Here is a 17930-nt window from a genome sequence, read left to right as displayed (position 1 = left end):
TATGCCGTTTCAACGGACCGTCGACTTCTTTGCCTCGCAACCCGTGCGGGTATCGGCGATATTGCGGATCCCGTTGATCGTGTTGATCCTCATGCTGGTCTCGGTGTGGGAAGTGGACCACTGGCTGCCCGAGGTCTACGCGGTGATCATCGGTGTGTACGCCATAGCGGCGGTGCTCTGGCTGGTGGTGGTGCTGCGCGGGCCGATGCCGCGCTGGGTGGAATGGGCGTCGACGGCCGTGGACGTGCTGGTGCTGGTGGCGCTGTGCGCGGTCTCGGGCGGCGCCACGGCAGCGCTGCTGCCGGTGTTCTTCCTGCTGCCGATCTCCATCGCGTTCCAAGACCGTCCGATGCTCACCGCGCTGCTCGGCGCTGCGACCGCGCTCGGCTACTTGGTGGTGTGGATTTTCTACTCCAAGCGTGACGACAACGTCGGGCTGCCCAACGTCGTTTACATGAACGTGGGCTTCCTGGTCTGGCTTGCGGTGGCGACCACCGCGTTGTCCCTGGTGCTGGTGCGCCGGTCGGCGCGGGTGCGGTCGCTGCTGGAAGTACGCCGCCGATTGGTGTCGGAATCCGCGCGCGCCGACGACATCCGCAATGCCGAACTCGCAGAGCACCTGCACGACGGGCCGTTGCAGACTCTGCTGGCCGCGCGGCTGGATCTCGACGAGATCCGCGAACGCATTCCGGATCCAGCGCTGGATCGGGTGCGCGCGGCGCTGCAGGAGACCGCTGCCGGGTTGCGCTTGACGGTCACCGAACTGCACCCGCAAGTGCTCGCGCAGCTCGGACTTGCCGCGGCGGTGCGGGAATTGTTGCGCCAGTACGATAATCGCGATCTGGTGATCACCGCCGACATCGGGGACGTCGGCCAGCCGGCGTCGCAGGCCCTGCTGTACCGGGTGGCCCGCGAACTGCTGGCGAATGTGAACAAGCACGCCCGCGCCACCGAGGTGACCGTCGGCCTGCATTGCAAAGGGGATCGGATCGTGTTGGTGGTGGCCGATGACGGCGTCGGCTTCGACCCGGCGAGGGTGACGACATCCGTCGCAAGCGGGCACATCGGCTTGGCGTCGTTGCAGGTCCGGGTCGAAGCCAACGGCGGCACCATCAACGTCGACACCCGGCCGGGAGTGGGTACCCGCGTGACAGTGGTGCTCTAGCAGCCTATTTCACGCACGGAATACCTGAAACCTTCATCTGGGTCAGGTCCGTCGGCGCGGGTGTGTAGCTACCGGTCGCGGTGGCGGCCACGGTGGTCACGGGTGCGCTCGCGGTAGTCGACGCGGTTGTCGTCGACCACGAAGTTCCAGACGACGTCTGGCTGCCCGACATCGCGTCGGCGCCCTGGCCGAGGTACTCGTCCGCGGGGAAGTCGGTGCCGATGGTCAACTGCACGGCGCCGGGAGTGACACCGGTGGCCGGCGCGGCCGTCAGTCCCAGTTCGTCGGCCAATGCGTGCGCCGCCGCGTCGGCGCCCTGCCCGAACTCGAGCGTGGTGGTCGCCGACAACGCCGGTGCGTCACTGATCTGCCCCTCGGTGAATCCCTTTGCGGTGAAGGTGGACTCCAGATGTGTGGCCAGTCCGCTGTAGGACGACGCGTTGACTACGTCGAGTACAGCACCGTGACCGTCGAGTTTCGACTCTTTCGCCGGCGTACTGGTCGGCGTGGAACCGGAATCGGGTCCGGAGACCAGGTCGTGCACGATCTTGCGGACGGTGGGTACGTCGATGATGTTGACGTCCTCGCCCAGGGAGTCCCGCCCGAACTCCTTGATCGGCAAGGTGTACAGCGACGGCGGATGATCGGTGAGAGCCGATGCGCGCCTGGTGAATTCGGCGAGATCGAAACCGGAGTCCAGGGCCACGTTCTGCTTGGCGACGTTCAGTAGGTTGTGCAGCGTGCTGGCGTCGTTCAGCCCGCCGTTGTGACCCAGCGCGGACACCAGCGCCGCGATGAATGCCTGCTGGCGCCGGGTGCGGTCGAGGTCGGTGAAGTTCTCGTCGTTGACGTCACGGCGCTGCCGCACGAACGCCATGGCCTGAGCGGCGTCGATCTCCTGGACGCCCTTGCGAAAGTTGGCTCCTGAGTAGGGATCCGACGTGTCGGCGTTGAGGCATACGGTGATCGGCTGGACAGCCTTGGCGATCTGGAAGAACGCGCCAAGGGTGACCTCGACGAAGTGATCGATCGGGATACCCAGCAGATTGCGCACCGTGGCGATCTCGGCTTTGCGTCCCGCCTCGCGGGCTTGCTGCTCGTGGACGGCCGCGTTGTCGGATTCCGACTCCAGGCTGTCCATCGCATGCTGGTAGGCCAGCCCGTAGGCCTGCTTGATCTTGCCCTTGCAGGTGCCCGACGGGCATCCGGCCAGCTGTACATAGTCGTCGCGCGGGATGGAGAACGCCGTGGCCGGGCTCCCGTCGCCCGGCAGGTGAACGACGATCAGCACGTTGGCGTTATAGCCCCCGACCGTCTCATCGCCGGCGTGCAGAGCATCGTAGATGTCCTGCGGCAGCGGATTGCCGTGCTGATCGAGCCGGCTGTCCAGTCCCATGATGAGGATGTTCTCGGTGTTACCCGACGACGCGGGACCGCCCGCCAGCGCATTGGACGTAGTGATGCCGTTGAGCGCGCCGTGATAGCCGGCCCAGGCCATGCCCGTGCCCGCCAGCACGGCTGTCGCGGCCAGCCCGACGATCACCCTGCGGGCAACCCGAAGACCGCGGCGTGGTGCTCGGCGGTCCATCCGGTGCCGAGCGGAATGGTGCGCATGCGCGGGCTGTGTCATAGTCGCCTGTCATTATGGGGCTACCTGCCATTATGCGGCCTGTCAGGATCTCAACCCCCGCGCGATCACCAGCCGCTGAATCTGGTTGGTGCCTTCGAAGATCTGGGTGATCTTGGCTTCCCGCATGAAACGTTCCACGCGGTAGTCGCGCGTGTAGCCGACCCCGCCGAAGACCTGTACGGCGTCGGTCGTCACTTTCATCGCGGCATCGGTGGCGGTGAGCTTGGCCACGCTGGCCTGCGTCGAATACGGCAGTCCGGCGTCGCGGCGGCGAGCGGCGTCGACGTAGGTGGCCCGGGCGCTGATCACAGCGGCGGCCATGTCGGCCAGCAGGAACCCCAAGCCCTGATGGTCGATGATCTTGCGGCCGAACGTGCTGCGCTCGTTGGCGTAGCGCACGGCCTCGTCGAGCGCGGCCTGGGCGATACCCACGGCTACCGCGGCGATGCCCAAGCGTCCCGAATCCAGGGCCGAGAACGCGATGGACAGACCCTGGCCCTCGGCACCGATGAGCCGCTCGGCTTCGATGACGGCGTTGTCGTAGAACGCCGAGGTGGTGGGCACCGCGTGCAGGCCCATCTTCTCCTCGGGCTTCCCGAAGGTCAGGCCTTCGAGATCCCCGGGCACCAGGAAGCATGACACTCCGCGGGAACCCTCGCCCGTGCGCGCGAACAACGTATAGAAGTCGGCCTTGCCGCCATGGGTGATCCACGCCTTGGAACCGTTGAGCACGTAGCTGTCACCGAAGCGCTTGGCCGCACAGCGCAGCGCCGCGGCATCCGAGCCCGCCCCGGGCTCCGACAGGCTGTACGCGCCGATCTGGCTGCCCGAGAGCGTGCCGGGCAGCCAGCGCCGCTTTTGCTCGTCGCTCCCGAACACCAGCAGCGGATGCGATGACAGGCTGTTCACGCTGACCGCGACCGCTATGGCGGCCCACCGGGCGGCGATCTCCTCGAGCACCTGCAGGTACACCTCGTAGGGCTGACCGCCGCCACCCCATTCCGCGGGCTGGGGCAGGGTCAGCAGCCCCGCATCCCCCAACCGGGCGAAGACCCCTTCCGGATACTTTTCGTGCCGCTCATATTCGTCGACGATCGGATCCAGCACCTTGTCGGCGATATCGCAGGTCAGGGCGATAAGTTCGCGTGCCTCATCGGATGGCAGCAAGCGGTCGACCGGCATACTTGCACATCCTAGTTTCCTGCTCAGTTCGGATGGTTACACGCGCTGTGCGGCGGGCAGGGCGGCGAGGATGTCGTTCACCCGGTCGCGGGCGTCGCCGAACAACATCTGGGTGTTCTCACGGAAGAACAGCGGGTTCTGCACGCCGGCATAGCCGGAGGCCATGGACCGCTTGAACACGATGACGTTGTCGGCGTTCCACACCGTCAGCACCGGCATGCCCGCGATCGGACTGCCCGGGTCCTCGGCCGCCGCCGGGTTCACGGTGTCGTTGGCGCCGATCACGAGCACGACGGAGGTGCCGTCGAAATCGTCGTTGATCTCGTCCATCTCGAGCACGATGTCGTAGGGCACCTTGGCCTCGGCCAGCAGCACGTTCATGTGACCGGGCAGGCGGCCGGCGACGGGGTGGATGCCGAAGCGGACGTTGACGCCGCGCTCGCGCAGCTTGCGGGCCAGGTCGGCGACACCGTACTGAGCCTGCGCCACGGCCATGCCGTAGCCGGGGGTGATGATGACCGAGTCGGCGTGGCTGAGCAGCTCGGCCGCGGCATCGGCGGTGATCTCACGGGGTTCGCCGTAGTCCTTGTCCTCGGCGGGGCCGGCCTCGATCCCGAACCCGCCGGCGATGACAGAGATGAACGACCGGTTCATGGCCTTGCACATGATGTAGGACAGGTAGGCACCAGAGGAGCCGACGAGTGCGCCGGTGATGATCAGCAGGTCGTTACCGAGCAGGAAACCCGAAGCGGCCGCGGCCCACCCGGAGTAGCTGTTGAGCATCGACACCACCACGGGCATGTCGCCGCCGCCGATGGAGGCCACCAGGTGCAGGCCCAGCAGTAGCGCGAGCACGGTGACCACCGCCAGTAGCCACAGGTGGGGTTCGATGACGAACCACACGGTGAGCGCGGAGAAGACCACCAACGCCCCGACGTTGAGAAAGTTCTTGCCGGGCAGCATCAGGGGTGCGGACTTGATACGGGCCGAGAGCTTGAGATTGGCCACGATCGATCCGGTGAAGGTGACAGCGCCGATGAAGACGCCGACGAACACCTCGGCCGAGTGGATGCCGAGCATGTGTTCGCCGGTCAGTTTCGCGGCTTCGGCACCGGCCAGGTCGTGCTCGACGTGCAAGTAGCCGTTCCAACCGACGAGCACCGCAGCCAGACCCACGAAGGAGTGCAGCAGGGCGATCAGCTCGGGCATGCCCGTCATGTCGACCACTCGGGCGCGCCACAGGCCTATCGCGGCGCCGACGATCATCGCGCCGACCAGCAGCGCCACGCCTATCGGTTCGATCTTGCGGTCGAACGCGAGCGCGATGGTCGCGGTCAGGGCGACCGCCATCCCGACCATGCCGAAAGTGTTTCCGGCCCTGGATGTCTCGTGTTTGGAGAGCCCGGCCAGTGCGAGGATGAACAGCAGCGCGGCAACGACGTAGGCCGCCGTGGCGATGTTTTCTAAAGTGAGCATGGAATCCGCTCCGAAGTTTCTGTGGGCACTAGCTGCGGGAGAACATGGCGAGCATGCGGCGCGTCACCGCGAATCCGCCGAATACGTTGATGCTTGCGAGCAGAATCGCCAGGCAGGCCAGCACGGTGACCGGCAGGTTGTGCTGGCCGATCTGCAGCAGGGCGCCCACCACGATGATCCCGGAGATCGCGTTGGTCACCGACATCAGCGGGGTGTGCAGCGCGTGGTGCACGTTGCCGATCACGTAGTAGCCGATGACGATCGCCAGCGCGAATACGGTGAGGTGCACCTGCAGCGCCGAGGGTGATAACGCGATCAGCGCGAAGACGACGGCCGCGACGGCAAAGGTGACCCCGAGCCGGCGCCCAATCGACATCGGGTGCTTCTCTGGCTTTGCCGCTGGTGCGGCGGCAGCCGGCTGGGCGACCGGCGCGGCGGAGACCTGCACCGGTGGTGGCGGCCAGGTGATCTCGCCGTCGCGGACGACCGTTATCGATCGCTGCACCACGTCGTCAAAGTCGAGGACGACTTTTCCGTCCTTCTCGGGGGTCAGCAGCTTGAGCAGATTCACCAGGTTGGTGCCGTACAGCTGGGAGGCCTGGGTGGGCAGCTGGCCGGCGAGGTCGGTGTAGCCGATGATGGTCACGCCGTTGTCCGTGACGGTCACCTGGTTTTTGACGGTGCCCTCGACGTTGCCGCCGTTGGTCGCGGCCATGTCGACGATCACGCTGCCCGACTTCATCGACGCGACCATGTCGGCGGTGATGATGCGCGGCGCGGGCCTACCGGGGATCAGTGCCGTGGTGATGATGATGTCGATGTCTTTGCACTGCTCGGCGTACAGCGCGGCCTCGCGGGCCTTGTAGTCGTCACCCATCTCCTTGGCGTAGCCGGTGGCCGACACCTCATTTTCCGCGGCCGCGGGGTCGGCGACCGAGAGGTACTCCGCGCCCAGCGACGCGACCTGATCGGCCACCTCGGGCCGGGGGTCGGTGGCCCGCACGATTGCTCCGAGGCTGCCGGCCGCACCGATCGCGGCCAGCCCGGCCACCCCCGCACCCACCACGAGCACCTTCGCGGGCGGCACCTTGCCCGCCGCGGTCACCTGGCCCGTGAAGAATCGGCCGAACTCATGAGCCGCCTCGATCACTGCGCGGTAGCCCGCGACGTTGGCCATCGAGGACAGCACGTCCAGCGACTGAGCCCGCGAGATCCGCGGTACCGCGTCCATCGCCAACACCGTGATCGGTCGGGCGGACAGTTTCTCGACCAGCTCGGGTTTCAGTGCGGGCGAGATCAGGCTGACCAGTATCGCGCCGTCGCGCAGTTCGGCGATCTCGTTGTCGCTGGGCGCGTTCACCTTCAACACCACGTCGGCGTCCCACGGCTGCCCGATCTCGGCGCCGGCCGCTACGTATGCACTGTCGGCGAAGCTGGAGGCCGCACCGGCGCCGGATTCGACGACGACTGTGTAGCCGAGCTTGATGATCTGTCCGACGGTCTGCGGAGTGGCGGCAACACGCGTTTCCCCTGGCTGAGACTCCCGTGGTATCCCAATGATCATCTAGTTCTGTCCGATCTGTTGATTGGGCATCGATTCGAGTCTCCCATTTGCACCGTGGGACCACGCATCCCTCTTGAGGGGGTGAAGTGGTGCGCCCATCACTGAATCGCTACAGCCAATCTCGGCGTTTGAACATCACGTACAGCAGGACGACCAGCACGACGATCAGAGTCGAGCTGGCGATGAAGCCCACCACGGTGTTGATCCCCGGGTAGGTGACGTTCTGGCCGTAGAAGCCGGTGATGGCCGTCGGCACGGCGATGATCGCGGCCCAACCGGTCAGCTTCTTCATGACGGTGTTGAGCCGTGCGTCCTGCAGAGACAGGTTGGTCTCGAAAACGGTGGTGACCATGTCCCGCAGAGACTCGGTCCACTCCGAGGCCCGCAGCACATGGTCGTAGAGATCGGCGTAGAGCGGGTCGAGATCGGGGGAGATCTGCGAATCCATCCGGCGATGCTGGATGGTGCTGACCACCTCGCGCATAGGCAGGACCACGCGCCGCAGCTGAACCAGATCTTTGCGGAGCCGGAAGGTGCGTCGCTGCAGTCCCCGTCGCGGCCCGCCGTCGTCGAACAGCTCGTCTTCGAGCGACTCGATGGCGTCGTCGAGTTCTTGCACTGCCTCGAAATGTCCGTCGACCACGACGTCGAGCAGACCGTGGATCAGCGCACCGACGCCGTACTGCTGTCCGCCGAGCTCGTCGAAACGTCGGGACACCTCTTCGGCGTCGAAGTCGGTGGCCTCCGACTCGGTGGGAGGCAACCGCACGGTGATCAATCCGCGGGGCAGTACGAACGCCGAGATGCGGTGTTTGACCAGGGTGGTCGAGATGTCGTCGGTAGGGATGCGCAGGTGCACCGCGTAGACCGTGAAGAACGTATGGGTGTGGTACACGGACGCCTTGGTGCGTTCCATCGGCGCGATAGCGTCCTCGACGGCCCAGATGTTGAGCCCGAGTTCCTCGGCCAAATCCCGCAGTGTGTCGTGGTCCGGATCGTAGATGTCAGCCCATATCAGGGTGTTCTCGTCGGTCAGGTAGTCCGAGATCTCGTCGAACACGAAGCCGTCGACCGGCTCGCCGGCTCGCCAGATCCGGCCGTGCACCTGGGTCATGGGTGTCGAGTCAATCACGATCCGCGGCGGTAACCATCGTCAGCGCTCGGCCCGTGGCGGTGGTCGGCTGCCGGTACGCTCTGGTGAGCCGAATCGGTAGCGATCGGGGGGAGCTGTGAGCGATCGGTCGTCGATATCGGGGGCCAACAGGTTCTGGATCAGCCTGGCCACTGGGCTGGCCGTCGGCGCGGGCGCGGGGGCACTTTCCGGTCACTGGCCTGTCGGGCTGCTGACGGTGGTCATCGTCACGGCGGGGCTCAGTGTGGTGTGGGCGTTGGCAGTGCTGTGGCCGATGGATCCGGATCAGACGCGGGATCATGCGAGCGATGCCGATGTCAAAGGTGATGTCGGGGACCTGGTGCTGGTGCTCATCCTCGCCGCCAGTCTCGCCTCGATCGGCATCCTGCTGGCATCGGCCAACAATGCCGACAAGGCCCGATATGCGGGTATGTCGCTAGTGGCGATTCTGGCGGTGTGGGCGCTGTTGCACACCATGTACGCCGCGCGCTATGCCCGGATCTATTACCAGAGCGAGCCGAGGGACATCGACTTCAATTCCGACGTCCCTCCCCGGTATGTCGACTTCTACTACTTCTCGTTCAACCTCGGGATGACTTACCAGGTGTCCGATACCGACGTCACCACCTCGCAGCTGCGCGGTGAGGTCCTCAAGCATTGCCTGTTCAGTTACATCTACGGCACGGTGATCATCGCGTGCACCATCAACCTGGTCATCAACCTCGTCGGATAGTCACCGACGGGTGGGACTACACCGGGGGATATGCCGGGGGCGGGTACACACCGCGCAGGCCCCACGGGACCCAGTTGAAGAAATACTCGATCTCGTCACTGGCGTCGTAATCCGGATTCGGATCCATGCGCGAAGTCTAGACCGGTAACGCCCACGCGGAACAGGCATTGCCTACACTGTTCAACCAACGAGTTGATAGGTGAGTACGGAGTTTTAGATGGCATCCGATGCAGAAGCAGGGCGAGGTCGCGGCGCCGCGTCCGCCAACGGTACCTCGCGGCGGGACGAGCTGCTGGGTGTCGCCGCGAAACTGTTCGCCGCGCGCGGCTACCACGGCACCCGGATGGATGACGTGGCCGAGGCCGTCGGCCTGAACAAGGCCACGGTCTACCACTACTACGCGAGCAAGTCGCTCATCCTCTACGACCTCTACAAGAGCACCGCGGATTTCACCGTCGAGGCCCTTCATGACGATCCCACCGCCTCGGCCCGCGAAACGATCTACAACTTCACCCGTCGGCTCATGGTCGGCATCGCCAACGACCTGGAGAAGGCGGCGGTGTACTTCCAAGAGGGGCCCTACATCACCGAGTGGTTCACCGAGGAGCAGGTTGCCTATATCCGACGCGCCGAGACTCAGGTCTACGAGCATGTCCGCGACGTCATCGACCGGGGCATCGCCAGCGGCGAGTTCTACGACTGCGACTCGCACGTGTTGGCCCTGGGCTACATCGGGATGACCCTGGGCGCCTATCGGTGGCTGCGGCCGCACGGCCGGCGTTCGGCGCAGGAGATCGCCGTCGAGTTCAGCACCGCGCTGCTGCGCGGGCTCATCCGGGACGAGAAGATCCGCAACGAATCGCCGCTGGGTGTCGAAATCTAGAACCGGAACCGGTTCAACACGTCGTAGCGACCCGCGACGGTGGCGTTGAGGAAACCCAACAGCAGTCGCTGTGCGGTGAGCGGGATCGTCTTGTAGTTGGTGTACGCCGGAACCCGGTCGACGAGCTGCAGGCGCGGATTCCAGCGTTCGATCTCACCCACGTCACTGATGCCCCACTTGACCATCCCGTTGCTGAACAGTCTGGACAGTTTGGGCCCGATCGGGGCGATCGTGTCGAAGTCGACCTCGCCGTGCTCGAACCGATCGGTCAGGCGTAGCAGCAGCTCCCGCACGTCGCTCTCCGCGAGATACATCAGCAGTCCTTCGGCGACAACAAGGGCGGGACGATCGGTGGGAACCTCGTCGAGCCAGCGGGAATCGGTCACCGACGAGCCGATCATGCGGTAGCCCGGCCCGTCCGCGTAGAGCTTGCGCCGTAGCTCCACGACACCGGGCTGATCCACATCGAACCAGTCGACGGTTTCGGGGCGCTGCACCCGGAAAGCCCGAGTGTCCAGCCCGCATCCGAGATGCAGTACGACGGCGTCGGGATGGCGCGTGAGGAAGTCGACGGTCCAGTCGTCGAGTTGCTTGGCGCGCAACCCGACCAGGAACTGATTGGCCCACGGCAGTGAGGCCCGGTGCATGCGCTTGAAGTCGTAGTCGATGCGCTCGACCGCCTCGGCGGCCGCATGATCGCCGAGAACCGGTTGCGGCAACCGGCTCTCACATGCCCGCAGGTAGAGCGTGCACAGGTTGGTCCATTCCACCGACCCCCAGCGCACGGAGCTGAAGTCCACCTTGCTTGTCGTCATGACTCTCTCCTATTGGAGTCTCGGTATTCGGCCCATAGTCGGAGCATTTCCTCGTGGTACGCCTGGCTGGAGAACTCGCAGAAGTGCTTGAAATCCTCGAGCCGTTCGCGCTGGTCGGGGCGGTTCCCGTCGAGCAATGCCAGACCGAAATCGGCGGCCTCGATACCGAGCCCCATGCGCGACAGCTGCAGGCTGAGCACGCTCGTGAAACCTCCCGGGCGCACGCGGTACCGGTGCTGTCGCCCGGCGCTTGGCAGCCGCTCGATCAGGCCGCCCTCCCGCAGTTGGCGTGCGACGGTGCTCACCGAGGCCTTGCTGACCGACAACGTGTCGGCCAACGCAGTCAGCGACTGCTCCGGAGGATCGCAGATCATTAGCCAGCCGAAGACTCGGCCCATGGTCCGTGACCCGCCGAGCAGCTCCATGAACAGCCCGATGCGGTCGACGAATTCGGACTCTTCCGGTGACAACAGTCCTCCAGATAGTTCGTTCAGTACAAACTGAATCAACTATACGTCGGGTCGGGTGGTCGAGGAACTCACCGGCAACGAGGCTGCCGTGACTGCAAGACTTCAGCCATGACCGAGGCCCCCGCCGCACTCACCTCTGCCGACTTTCCACTGCACTGGCCGGTGCTCACCCGGTGGACCGACAACGATATGTTCGGCCACCTGAACAACGCGGTGTACTACGAGCTGTTCGATACCGCGATCAATGCATGGATCAACACCAACTGCGATGTCGACCCGATGACAGCACCCTGGCTCGGGGTGGTGGCAGAGTCGGGCTGCCGGTTCCTCTCGGAGTTGCAGTTTCCGGATCGGCTGGTGGTGGGGTTATCGGTGACTCAGTTGGGCCACAGCAGTGTCACCTACCGGCTGGGGCTCTTTCGGCCCGACGGGCCGGTCGCCGCGGTGGGTCACTGGGTGCATGTCTACGTCGAGCGGGGCTCCCGGCGCCCGGTACCGATTCCCGACGCGATCCGGTCCCTGCTGGAGTCGATATGCTCGGCGGATGCCGCTGGTAAGTAAGACCGTCGAAGTCGAATCCCCCGCTGAGGCGATCATGGCAATCGTCGCCGACTTCGAGGCGTATCCGCAATGGAACCCGGAGATCAAGGGTTGCTGGATCCTGGCCCGCTACGACGACGGGCGGCCCAGCCAGCTGCGGCTGGACGTCGAGATTCAGGGTCAGTCCGCCGTCTTCATCACCGCCGTCTACTACCCCGCCGAGAACCAGATTTACACCGTGCTGCAGCAGGGCGACCACTTCTCCAAGCAGGAGCAGAGATTCTCGGTTGTGCCACTCGGCGCGAACACGCTGCTCCAGGTCGACCTCGAGGTCGAGGTCGACACCAAGCTGCCGGTCCCGAGCCTGATGGTGAAGAAGCTCGCCGGTGACACCCTGGAGCACCTGGCCAGCAGCCTGATCGCCAGGGCCGCGCAGCTGTCGGCGTAGTCACGCACCCGGCCTTGGCGATCAATGGCGGCGGTGGCCGAACTACGTGAGCGGTTCGGCGTGCGCGCGCAGATTGACGTTAGCGAAAGTTATTCTCCGTCAACGGTTTCTGCTGGTCATCAAGGAGAACAATTAACCGGGTCGGGGTTTGCTAACGGATCGCGGCGTAATCCAGCCGATGCGGTACACGGCCCCGCTGGTATCGGGTACAGTCCTGTGGTCTCACTTACTACCCACGAGTAGGGAGATTCCGATCACACAGACGGGGTTGAACCAAGGAGGGGGCGTGCGGCAGGTCCAGGGGGCGCGCCGGTGACGGCATCGACCAACGCGGTTGTCGGCTACGTCCGTGATCAGCTCGAAAAGCCGATGGCGATGGTCGGTGGCTTCTTCAAGATGACTGTACTCACCGGCAAGGCACTTCTCACTCGACCCTTCCAATGGAAGGAGTTCGTCCTTCAGAGCTGGTTTCTGATCCGCGTCGCGTTCCTGCCCACTCTCGCGGTTTCCATCCCGCTGACCGTGCTCATCATCTTCACGTTGAACATCCTGCTCGCGGAATTCGGCGCAGCCGACATCTCCGGTGCCGGTGCCGGCCTGGCCGCAGTGACGCAGCTCGGGCCCCTCGTGACGGTTTTGGTGGTGGCGGGTGCCGGGTCGACGGCCATCTGTGCCGACCTCGGCGCCCGGACGGTCCGTGAGGAGATCGACGCCATGGAGGTGCTCGGAATCGACCCGATCGAGCGCCTCGTGGTTCCCCGCGTCGTCGCCGCGACGTTCGTCGCCTTCCTGCTCAACGGCACCGTGATCATCATCGGCCTGGTCGGTGGCTTCTTCTTCGGTGTGTACATCCAGAACGTCTCGGCCGGTGCCTACGTCTCCACGCTGACGCTGCTGACCGGTTTTCCCGAGGTCATGATCTCGGTCATCAAGGCCACGCTCTTCGGTCTGATCGCCGGACTGGTTGGCTGCTACCGCGGGCTGACGACAGCGGGTGGTTCGAAAGGTGTTGGCACCGCGGTGAACGAGACCCTGGTGTTGTGCGTCATCGCTCTTTTCGCAGTCAACGTCGTGCTCACCACCATCGGTGTGCGGTTCGGAACGAAGACCTGAGATGAGTACGGCAACCGTCCTTCGCTCCCGGTTCCCTCGGGCGTTCTCGCGAACGTCCGAGGTGGCGGCTGCTCCGGCGCGGCTGCTCGACACCATGGGCCATGTCGCATGGTTCGTGGTGCAGGCGGTGGGTCACGTGCCGCACGCCTTCCGCTACTACCGGCGTGAGACGTTGAGGCTGGTTGCCGAGATCGGCATGGGCACCGGCGCTATGGCCGTCATCGGCGGCACCGTCGCCATCATCGGCTTCGTCACCCTCTCGGCCGGTTCACTGATCGCCATCCAGGGCTTCGCATCCCTGGGCAACATTGGCGTCGAGGCATTTACGGGCTTCTTCGCGGCGCTGGCCAACATCCGCGTCGTCGCGCCGGTGGTCACCGGTCAAGCGCTGGCCTCCACGGTCGGCGCCGGCGCCACCGCAGAACTTGGCGCCATGCGTATCAGCGAAGAGGTCGACGCTTTGGAAGTCATGGGCATCAAGTCGATTTCGTACCTGGTGTCCACCCGGCTCATGGCCGGCGCCATCGTCATCGTCCCGCTGTACGCGATGGCGATCCTGCTGTCGTTCCTGTCGGCGCAGACGGTGACGACCATTTTTTATGCACAGTCTGTCGGAACGTACGAGCACTACTTCCACACGTTCCTGCGCGTCGACGATGTGATGTGGTCCTTCCTCGAGGTCATCATCATGTCGATCATCGTGATGCTGAACCACTGCTACTTCGGCTATTTCGCCAGTGGCGGTGCTGTCGGTGTCGGTGAGGCAGTGGGGAGGTCGATGCGCACCTCGTTGATCGCGATCGTGGTGGTGGTTCTGCTGGCATCGTTGGCGCTGTACGGCACCAATCCCAACTTCAATCTCACGGTGTAGCGCCATGACCGCGCCGGACGCCCCCCTGAACAAGCCGAGGACCCCGCCGTACAAGTTGGCGGGGCTCGTCCTGGCCGTGATCACCGCGCTGATTCTCGGCCTGACCTGGTTACAGTTTCGTGGGGTGTTCGAGCCCAAGACACAGCTGACGGTGCTGTCCGGCCGGGCCGGGTTGTCGATGGACCCGGGGTCGAAGGTCACCTTCAACGGCGTGCCGATCGGTCGGCTGGCCTCGGTGAACGTCGTCGAGGTCAACGACAATCCGGAAGCCAAGCTGATTTTGGACGTCGACCCGAAGTACTTGCAGCTGATCCCGCGGAACGTGGACGCCGAGCTGCGGGCGACCACGGTGTTCGGCAACAAGTACATCTCGTTCATCTCGCCGGCGAATCCGTCCGCCGAGCGTGTCTCCGCAGATACGCCCATTCAGGCGCAGGGCGTGACGACCGAGTTCAACACGCTGTTCGAAACCATCACGAAGATCTCCGAACAGGTCGATCCGATCAAGCTGAACGAGACCCTGACCGCGACGGCTCAGGCGCTCGATGGGCTCGGCGACAAGTTCGGCCAGTCGATCGTCAACGGCAACACGATCCTGGCCGACCTCAACCCGCGGATGCCCCAGATCCGCCATGACATCACGGGGCTGGCCGACCTGAGTGAGGTGTACGCCAAGGCCTCACCGGATCTGTGGGACGGGCTGACCAATGCGGTGACCACTGCCCGCACGCTCAACGAGCAGCGCGGCAACCTCGACCAGGCGCTGGTCGCCGCGGTCGGGTTCGGCAACACCGGTGGCGACATCTTCGAACGTGGCGGGCCGTACCTGGTCCGCGGCGCGCGGGATCTCCTGCCGACGTCCGCTCTGTTGGACGAGTACAGCCCGGCGTTGTTCTGCACCATCCGCAACTTCCACGATGCGGCGCCGAGTGCCGCGGCGTCGCTTGGCGGCAATGGCTACTCGCTGCGGGAACGCGCGGAACTCGTCGGTGCGGCCAACCCGTACGTGTACCCGGACAACCTGCCCAGGGTGAACGCCAAGGGGGGTCCTGAAGGCCGGCCCGGCTGCTGGCAGCCCATCACGCGTGATCTGTGGCCGATGCCGTACCTGGTGATGGACACCGGTGCGTCGATCGCGCCGTACAACCACTTCGAACTCGGCCAGCCGTTGACGGCCGAGTATGTCTGGGGCCGCCAAGTGGGGGAGAACACGATCAACCCATGAGTGAAGCTAGCGGAACGAATAAGCAGAGGGCATGCGGAACCCGAGCCTGCGAGGGAGCCGCATGAGCATCAAGGGCACGATTATCAAGCTGGGGATCTTCTCCCTGGTGTTGCTCACGTTCACCGCGCTCATCTTCGTGGTGTTCGCCCAGATCCGGTTCAACAGCACCAGCGAGTACTCGGCGATCTTCAAGAACGTCAGCGGTCTGCGCAGCGGGCAGTTCGTCCGCGCCGCCGGCGTCGAGGTCGGCAAGGTATCCAAGGTCGACCTGATCAACGGCGGTGAGCAGGCCGAGGTCACGTTCAACGTCGAAAAGTCGTTGCCGTTGTTCGATCAGACCACTGCGGCAGTGCGCTACCAGGACTTGATCGGCAACCGCTACCTCGAGCTCAAGCGCGGCGAGAGCAACAAGATCATCCCCCCCGGCAGCACCATCCCGCTGGAACGCACCCAGCCCGCGCTGGACCTCGACGCCTTGGTGGGTGGCTTCCGGCCGCTGTTCAACTCGCTGGCCCCGGACAAGGTCAACACCATTGCCAAGTCGTTGATCACGGTCTTCCAGGGCCAGGGCGGCACCATCAACGACATCCTGGACCAGACCTCCCAGCTGACTTCTACGATCGCCGATCGGGATCAGGCCATCGGTGAGGTGGTCAAGAACCTCAATATCGTGCTGGACACCACCGTCAAGCATCAGAAGCAGTTCGACGACACGCTGAAGAACTTCGAGACGCTGATCACCGGGCTGAAGAACCGGGCCGACCCGATCGCCACCTCGGTGGCCAACATCAGCAACGTGGCGGGTTCCCTTGCCGAGCTGCTGAGCGACAACCGGCCGCTGCTCAAGGACACCCTCGGATATCTCGACGTCATCCAGAAACCCTTGATCGACCAGAAGCAGGAGGTCAACGACATCCTGGTGCAAATGCCGGGCGCATTGAAGATCATCGGCCGTGCCGGTGGCATCTATGGTGACTTCTTCAACTTCTACGCGTGCGACATCTCGTTGAAGCTCAACGGTTTGCAGCCGGGCGGACCGGTCCGAACCGTACGGATCACGTCGCAGCCCTCGGGTAGGTGCACGCCGAAATGAGGACACTGCAGGGTTCCGACCGGTCCCGTAAGGGCCTGATGGGTGTGGCCGTCGTCGCGCTCATCATCGGTGTGGGTTCGACGTTGACCAGCGTGCCGATGATCTTCGCTGTGCCGACCTACTATGCGCAGTTCACCGACACCGGTGGTCTGAACCTGGGTGATCGAGTGCGGATCGCCGGCATGGACGTCGGCGACGTCAAGTCGATGGACATCAACGGCGACAAGGTGGTGATCGGCTATACGCTCGGCGGCCGCACCATCGGCACCGAGAGCCGGGCCGCGATCCGGACTGACACCATCCTGGGTCGCAAGAACATCGAGATTCAGCCGCGCGGCAACCAGGCCCTGGCCCCGCGCGGGATTCTGCCGGTAGGCCAGACGACGACGCCCTACCAGATCTACGACGCCATCTTCGACGTCACGCGCAACGCCTCGGGCTGGGACACCAAGTCGGTTCGTCAATCGCTGAATGTGTTGTCGGAGACGGTGGATCAGACCTCGCCACACCTGAGTGCCGCGCTGGACGGGGTGGCCAGGTTCTCCGAGACCATCGGCAAGCGTGACGATCAAATTCGGCAACTGCTGGCCAACGCGAACAAGATCGCCACAGTGCTCGGCGACCGCAGCACGCAGGTCAACCAGCTGCTGGTGAACGCGCAGACCCTGTTGGCCGCGGTCAACCAGCGCGGCCAGGCAGTCAGCATGCTGTTGGAACGGGTGTCGACGGTATCGAGGCAAGTCGAGGGCTTGATCAGCGATAACCCGAACCTCAACCACGTGTTGGAGCAGCTCCGCACGGTCAGCGACATCCTGGTGCAGCGCAAGCAGGACTTGGCCGACACGCTGAGTATCGCGGGCAAGTTCATCACGTCATTGGCCGAGGCGCTGGCCTCCGGTCCGTACTTCAAGGTCATGCTCGTCAACTTGTTGCCGCCGCAGATTCTGCAACCGTTCGTCGATGCTGCGTTCAAGAAGCGCGGTATCGATCCTGAGGAGTTCTGGCGCAGCGCGGGCCTGCCGTCGTTCCGGTTCCCGGACCCCAACGGCGAGCGATTCGAAAACGGCGCACCGCCGCCCGCCCCGACCCCGCTGGAAGGCACTCCCGAGCATCCGGGACCGGCCGTCCCGCCTGGTTCTCCGTGCTCGTACACGCCTGCCGCCGACGGCATCCCATCCCCGGGCAACCCGCTGCCGTGTGCGGCCGACACCACGGGACCGTTCGGCGACAACCCGTACGGCGCGAACTACAGCCCGCCGGACGTCGCCACATCAGCGCCGAATCCGGATGGCGTCGCGCATTCGCCGGGCGTGCCCAGCGCGGCCATCCCGGGTCAGATGCCGCCGGATCAGCCGGGTGCGCCGGTGCCGCTGGCCCCCGGTCCGCCGGGTGCCCGCACGGTGCCGGTCAGCCCGCAACCCGGACCCGACGAGTTCGTCCCCGGGTTTGCGCCGATACCGCCACCGCTGAACGCGCCGCCGGCACCGCCCGGCCCCGGACCGGAATTGCCTCCTGCGGGTACAGCCCCGTTGCCGGGTAACCCGCCGTTCCTTCCGCCCGGATCGCAGGGATAGGGGGGATACGTCGAGC

General features: G+C 64.9%; 18 protein-coding genes. 10 read left to right on the top strand and 8 right to left on the bottom strand.

The features are described 5' to 3' along the window. The first annotated feature begins 1 nt into the window (after window position 1). On the top strand, window positions 2-1165 hold the full coding sequence (locus B133_RS0117390) for a sensor histidine kinase (RefSeq protein WP_018602841.1): 1164 nt from the start codon (window positions 2-4) through the stop codon (window positions 1163-1165). Between the two features lie 4 nt (window positions 1166-1169). Here the strand turns inward: B133_RS0117390 and B133_RS0117385 are convergent, their stop codons facing one another. From B133_RS0117385 to B133_RS0117365, 5 genes are all read right to left on the bottom strand, one after another. Further along, window positions 1170-2753, bottom strand: coding sequence for an LCP family protein (locus tag B133_RS0117385; RefSeq protein WP_157626041.1), 1584 nt, complete (start codon window positions 2751-2753; stop codon window positions 1170-1172). Window positions 2754-2837: 84 nt separating this feature from the next. Continuing rightward, window positions 2838-3977: an acyl-CoA dehydrogenase family protein gene (locus B133_RS0117380; RefSeq protein WP_018602839.1), complete on the bottom strand. Its 1140-nt coding sequence runs from the start codon at window positions 3975-3977 to the stop codon at window positions 2838-2840. 36 nt (window positions 3978-4013) lie between these two features. Continuing rightward, the gene (gene pntB, locus B133_RS0117375; protein WP_018602838.1) at window positions 4014-5453 is read right to left on the bottom strand and encodes a Re/Si-specific NAD(P)(+) transhydrogenase subunit beta; all 1440 of its coding nucleotides are present in this window, start codon (window positions 5451-5453) and stop codon (window positions 4014-4016) included. Window positions 5454-5481: 28 nt separating this feature from the next. Then, a complete protein-coding gene (locus B133_RS0117370) occupies window positions 5482-7017 on the bottom strand; it encodes a Re/Si-specific NAD(P)(+) transhydrogenase subunit alpha (protein ID WP_018602837.1) in 1536 nt (511 codons plus the stop codon). Window positions 7018-7126: 109 nt separating this feature from the next. Next, on the bottom strand, window positions 7127-8131 hold the full coding sequence (locus B133_RS0117365; RefSeq protein WP_018602836.1) for a magnesium transporter CorA family protein: 1005 nt from the start codon (window positions 8129-8131) through the stop codon (window positions 7127-7129). 133 nt (window positions 8132-8264) lie between these two features. Here B133_RS0117365 and B133_RS0117360 point away from each other — a divergent pair, with 133 nt between their 5' ends. Beyond that, a complete protein-coding gene (locus B133_RS0117360; RefSeq protein WP_026256555.1) occupies window positions 8265-8882 on the top strand; it encodes a DUF1345 domain-containing protein in 618 nt (205 codons plus the stop codon). A gap of 16 nt (window positions 8883-8898) precedes the next feature. Here B133_RS0117360 and B133_RS24115 read toward each other — a convergent pair whose 3' ends face one another. After that, window positions 8899-9009: a hypothetical protein gene (locus tag B133_RS24115; protein WP_018602834.1), complete on the bottom strand. Its 111-nt coding sequence runs from the start codon at window positions 9007-9009 to the stop codon at window positions 8899-8901. Window positions 9010-9099: 90 nt separating this feature from the next. Here B133_RS24115 and B133_RS0117350 point away from each other — a divergent pair, with 90 nt between their 5' ends. Further along, window positions 9100-9765 (top strand): TetR/AcrR family transcriptional regulator, encoded by a 666-nt coding sequence (locus tag B133_RS0117350; RefSeq protein WP_018602833.1) that lies wholly within the window; start codon window positions 9100-9102, stop codon window positions 9763-9765. Here B133_RS0117350 and B133_RS0117345 read toward each other — a convergent pair. Then, window positions 9762-10580 (bottom strand): class I SAM-dependent methyltransferase, encoded by an 819-nt coding sequence (locus B133_RS0117345; protein ID WP_018602832.1) that lies wholly within the window; start codon window positions 10578-10580, stop codon window positions 9762-9764. The genes B133_RS0117350 and B133_RS0117345 overlap by 4 nt on opposite strands. Next, entirely contained in the window at window positions 10577-11050 is a 474-nt protein-coding gene (locus B133_RS0117340) for a GbsR/MarR family transcriptional regulator (protein ID WP_018602831.1), read from the bottom strand. The genes B133_RS0117345 and B133_RS0117340 overlap by 4 nt, the downstream gene beginning before the upstream one ends. A 108-nt stretch (window positions 11051-11158) precedes the next feature. Between B133_RS0117340 and B133_RS0117335 the strand changes: the two genes are divergently transcribed. The 7 genes from B133_RS0117335 to B133_RS0117305 all read left to right on the top strand — a co-directional run bounded on the left by B133_RS0117335 (window position 11159) and on the right by B133_RS0117305 (window position 17914). Next, entirely contained in the window at window positions 11159-11611 is a 453-nt protein-coding gene (locus B133_RS0117335; protein WP_018602830.1) for a thioesterase family protein, read from the top strand. Continuing rightward, window positions 11595-12038 (top strand): SRPBCC family protein, encoded by a 444-nt coding sequence (locus B133_RS0117330; RefSeq protein WP_018602829.1) that lies wholly within the window; start codon window positions 11595-11597, stop codon window positions 12036-12038. Before B133_RS0117335 ends, B133_RS0117330 begins: the two co-directional genes overlap by 17 nt. Before the next feature lie 369 nt (window positions 12039-12407). After that, on the top strand, window positions 12408-13151 hold the full coding sequence (locus tag B133_RS0117325; RefSeq protein WP_369751498.1) for an MlaE family ABC transporter permease: 744 nt from the start codon (window positions 12408-12410) through the stop codon (window positions 13149-13151). A gap of 94 nt (window positions 13152-13245) precedes the next feature. Beyond that, window positions 13246-14022 (top strand): MlaE family ABC transporter permease, encoded by a 777-nt coding sequence (locus B133_RS0117320; protein WP_369751497.1) that lies wholly within the window; start codon window positions 13246-13248, stop codon window positions 14020-14022. Between the two features lie 4 nt (window positions 14023-14026). Then, complete coding sequence (locus B133_RS0117315; protein WP_018602825.1) at window positions 14027-15247, top strand: MCE family protein; 1221 nt, start codon at window positions 14027-14029, stop codon at window positions 15245-15247. Between the two features lie 61 nt (window positions 15248-15308). Next, window positions 15309-16340 carry an MCE family protein gene (locus tag B133_RS0117310; protein ID WP_018602823.1) on the top strand — a complete coding sequence of 344 codons (1032 nt, stop codon included), beginning with the start codon at window positions 15309-15311 and terminating at the stop codon, window positions 16338-16340. Further along, window positions 16337-17914, top strand: coding sequence for a virulence factor Mce family protein (locus B133_RS0117305; RefSeq protein WP_026256554.1), 1578 nt, complete (start codon window positions 16337-16339; stop codon window positions 17912-17914). Before B133_RS0117310 ends, B133_RS0117305 begins: the two co-directional genes overlap by 4 nt. Window positions 17915-17930 lie beyond the last annotated feature (16 nt).

It is taken from the genome of Mycobacterium sp. 155 (assembly GCF_000373905.1).
GTDB lineage: Bacteria > Actinomycetota > Actinomycetes > Mycobacteriales > Mycobacteriaceae > Mycobacterium.
This window is presented reverse-complemented; position numbering and strand designations above follow the sequence as displayed.

Coding starts and splice junctions, on each gene's coding strand:
- B133_RS0117390 (WP_018602841.1), top strand. CDS start 2: ATGCCGTTTCAACGGACCGTCGACTTCTTTGCCTCGCAACCCGTGCGG.
- B133_RS0117385 (WP_157626041.1), bottom strand. CDS start 2,753: ATGGACCGCCGAGCACCACGCCGCGGTCTTCGGGTTGCCCGCAGGGTG.
- B133_RS0117380 (WP_018602839.1), bottom strand. CDS start 3,977: ATGCCGGTCGACCGCTTGCTGCCATCCGATGAGGCACGCGAACTTATC.
- pntB (WP_018602838.1), bottom strand. CDS start 5,453: ATGCTCACTTTAGAAAACATCGCCACGGCGGCCTACGTCGTTGCCGCG.
- B133_RS0117370 (WP_018602837.1), bottom strand. CDS start 7,017: ATGATCATTGGGATACCACGGGAGTCTCAGCCAGGGGAAACGCGTGTT.
- B133_RS0117365 (WP_018602836.1), bottom strand. CDS start 8,131: ATGACCCAGGTGCACGGCCGGATCTGGCGAGCCGGCGAGCCGGTCGAC.
- B133_RS24115 (WP_018602834.1), bottom strand. CDS start 9,009: ATGGATCCGAATCCGGATTACGACGCCAGTGACGAGATCGAGTATTTC.
- B133_RS0117350 (WP_018602833.1), top strand. CDS start 9,100: ATGGCATCCGATGCAGAAGCAGGGCGAGGTCGCGGCGCCGCGTCCGCC.
- B133_RS0117345 (WP_018602832.1), bottom strand. CDS start 10,580: ATGACGACAAGCAAGGTGGACTTCAGCTCCGTGCGCTGGGGGTCGGTG.
- B133_RS0117335 (WP_018602830.1), top strand. CDS start 11,159: ATGACCGAGGCCCCCGCCGCACTCACCTCTGCCGACTTTCCACTGCAC.
- B133_RS0117330 (WP_018602829.1), top strand. CDS start 11,595: ATGCCGCTGGTAAGTAAGACCGTCGAAGTCGAATCCCCCGCTGAGGCG.
- B133_RS0117325 (WP_369751498.1), top strand. CDS start 12,408: ATGGCGATGGTCGGTGGCTTCTTCAAGATGACTGTACTCACCGGCAAG.
- B133_RS0117320 (WP_369751497.1), top strand. CDS start 13,246: ATGGGCCATGTCGCATGGTTCGTGGTGCAGGCGGTGGGTCACGTGCCG.
- B133_RS0117315 (WP_018602825.1), top strand. CDS start 14,027: ATGACCGCGCCGGACGCCCCCCTGAACAAGCCGAGGACCCCGCCGTAC.
- B133_RS0117310 (WP_018602823.1), top strand. CDS start 15,309: ATGAGCATCAAGGGCACGATTATCAAGCTGGGGATCTTCTCCCTGGTG.
- B133_RS0117305 (WP_026256554.1), top strand. CDS start 16,337: ATGAGGACACTGCAGGGTTCCGACCGGTCCCGTAAGGGCCTGATGGGT.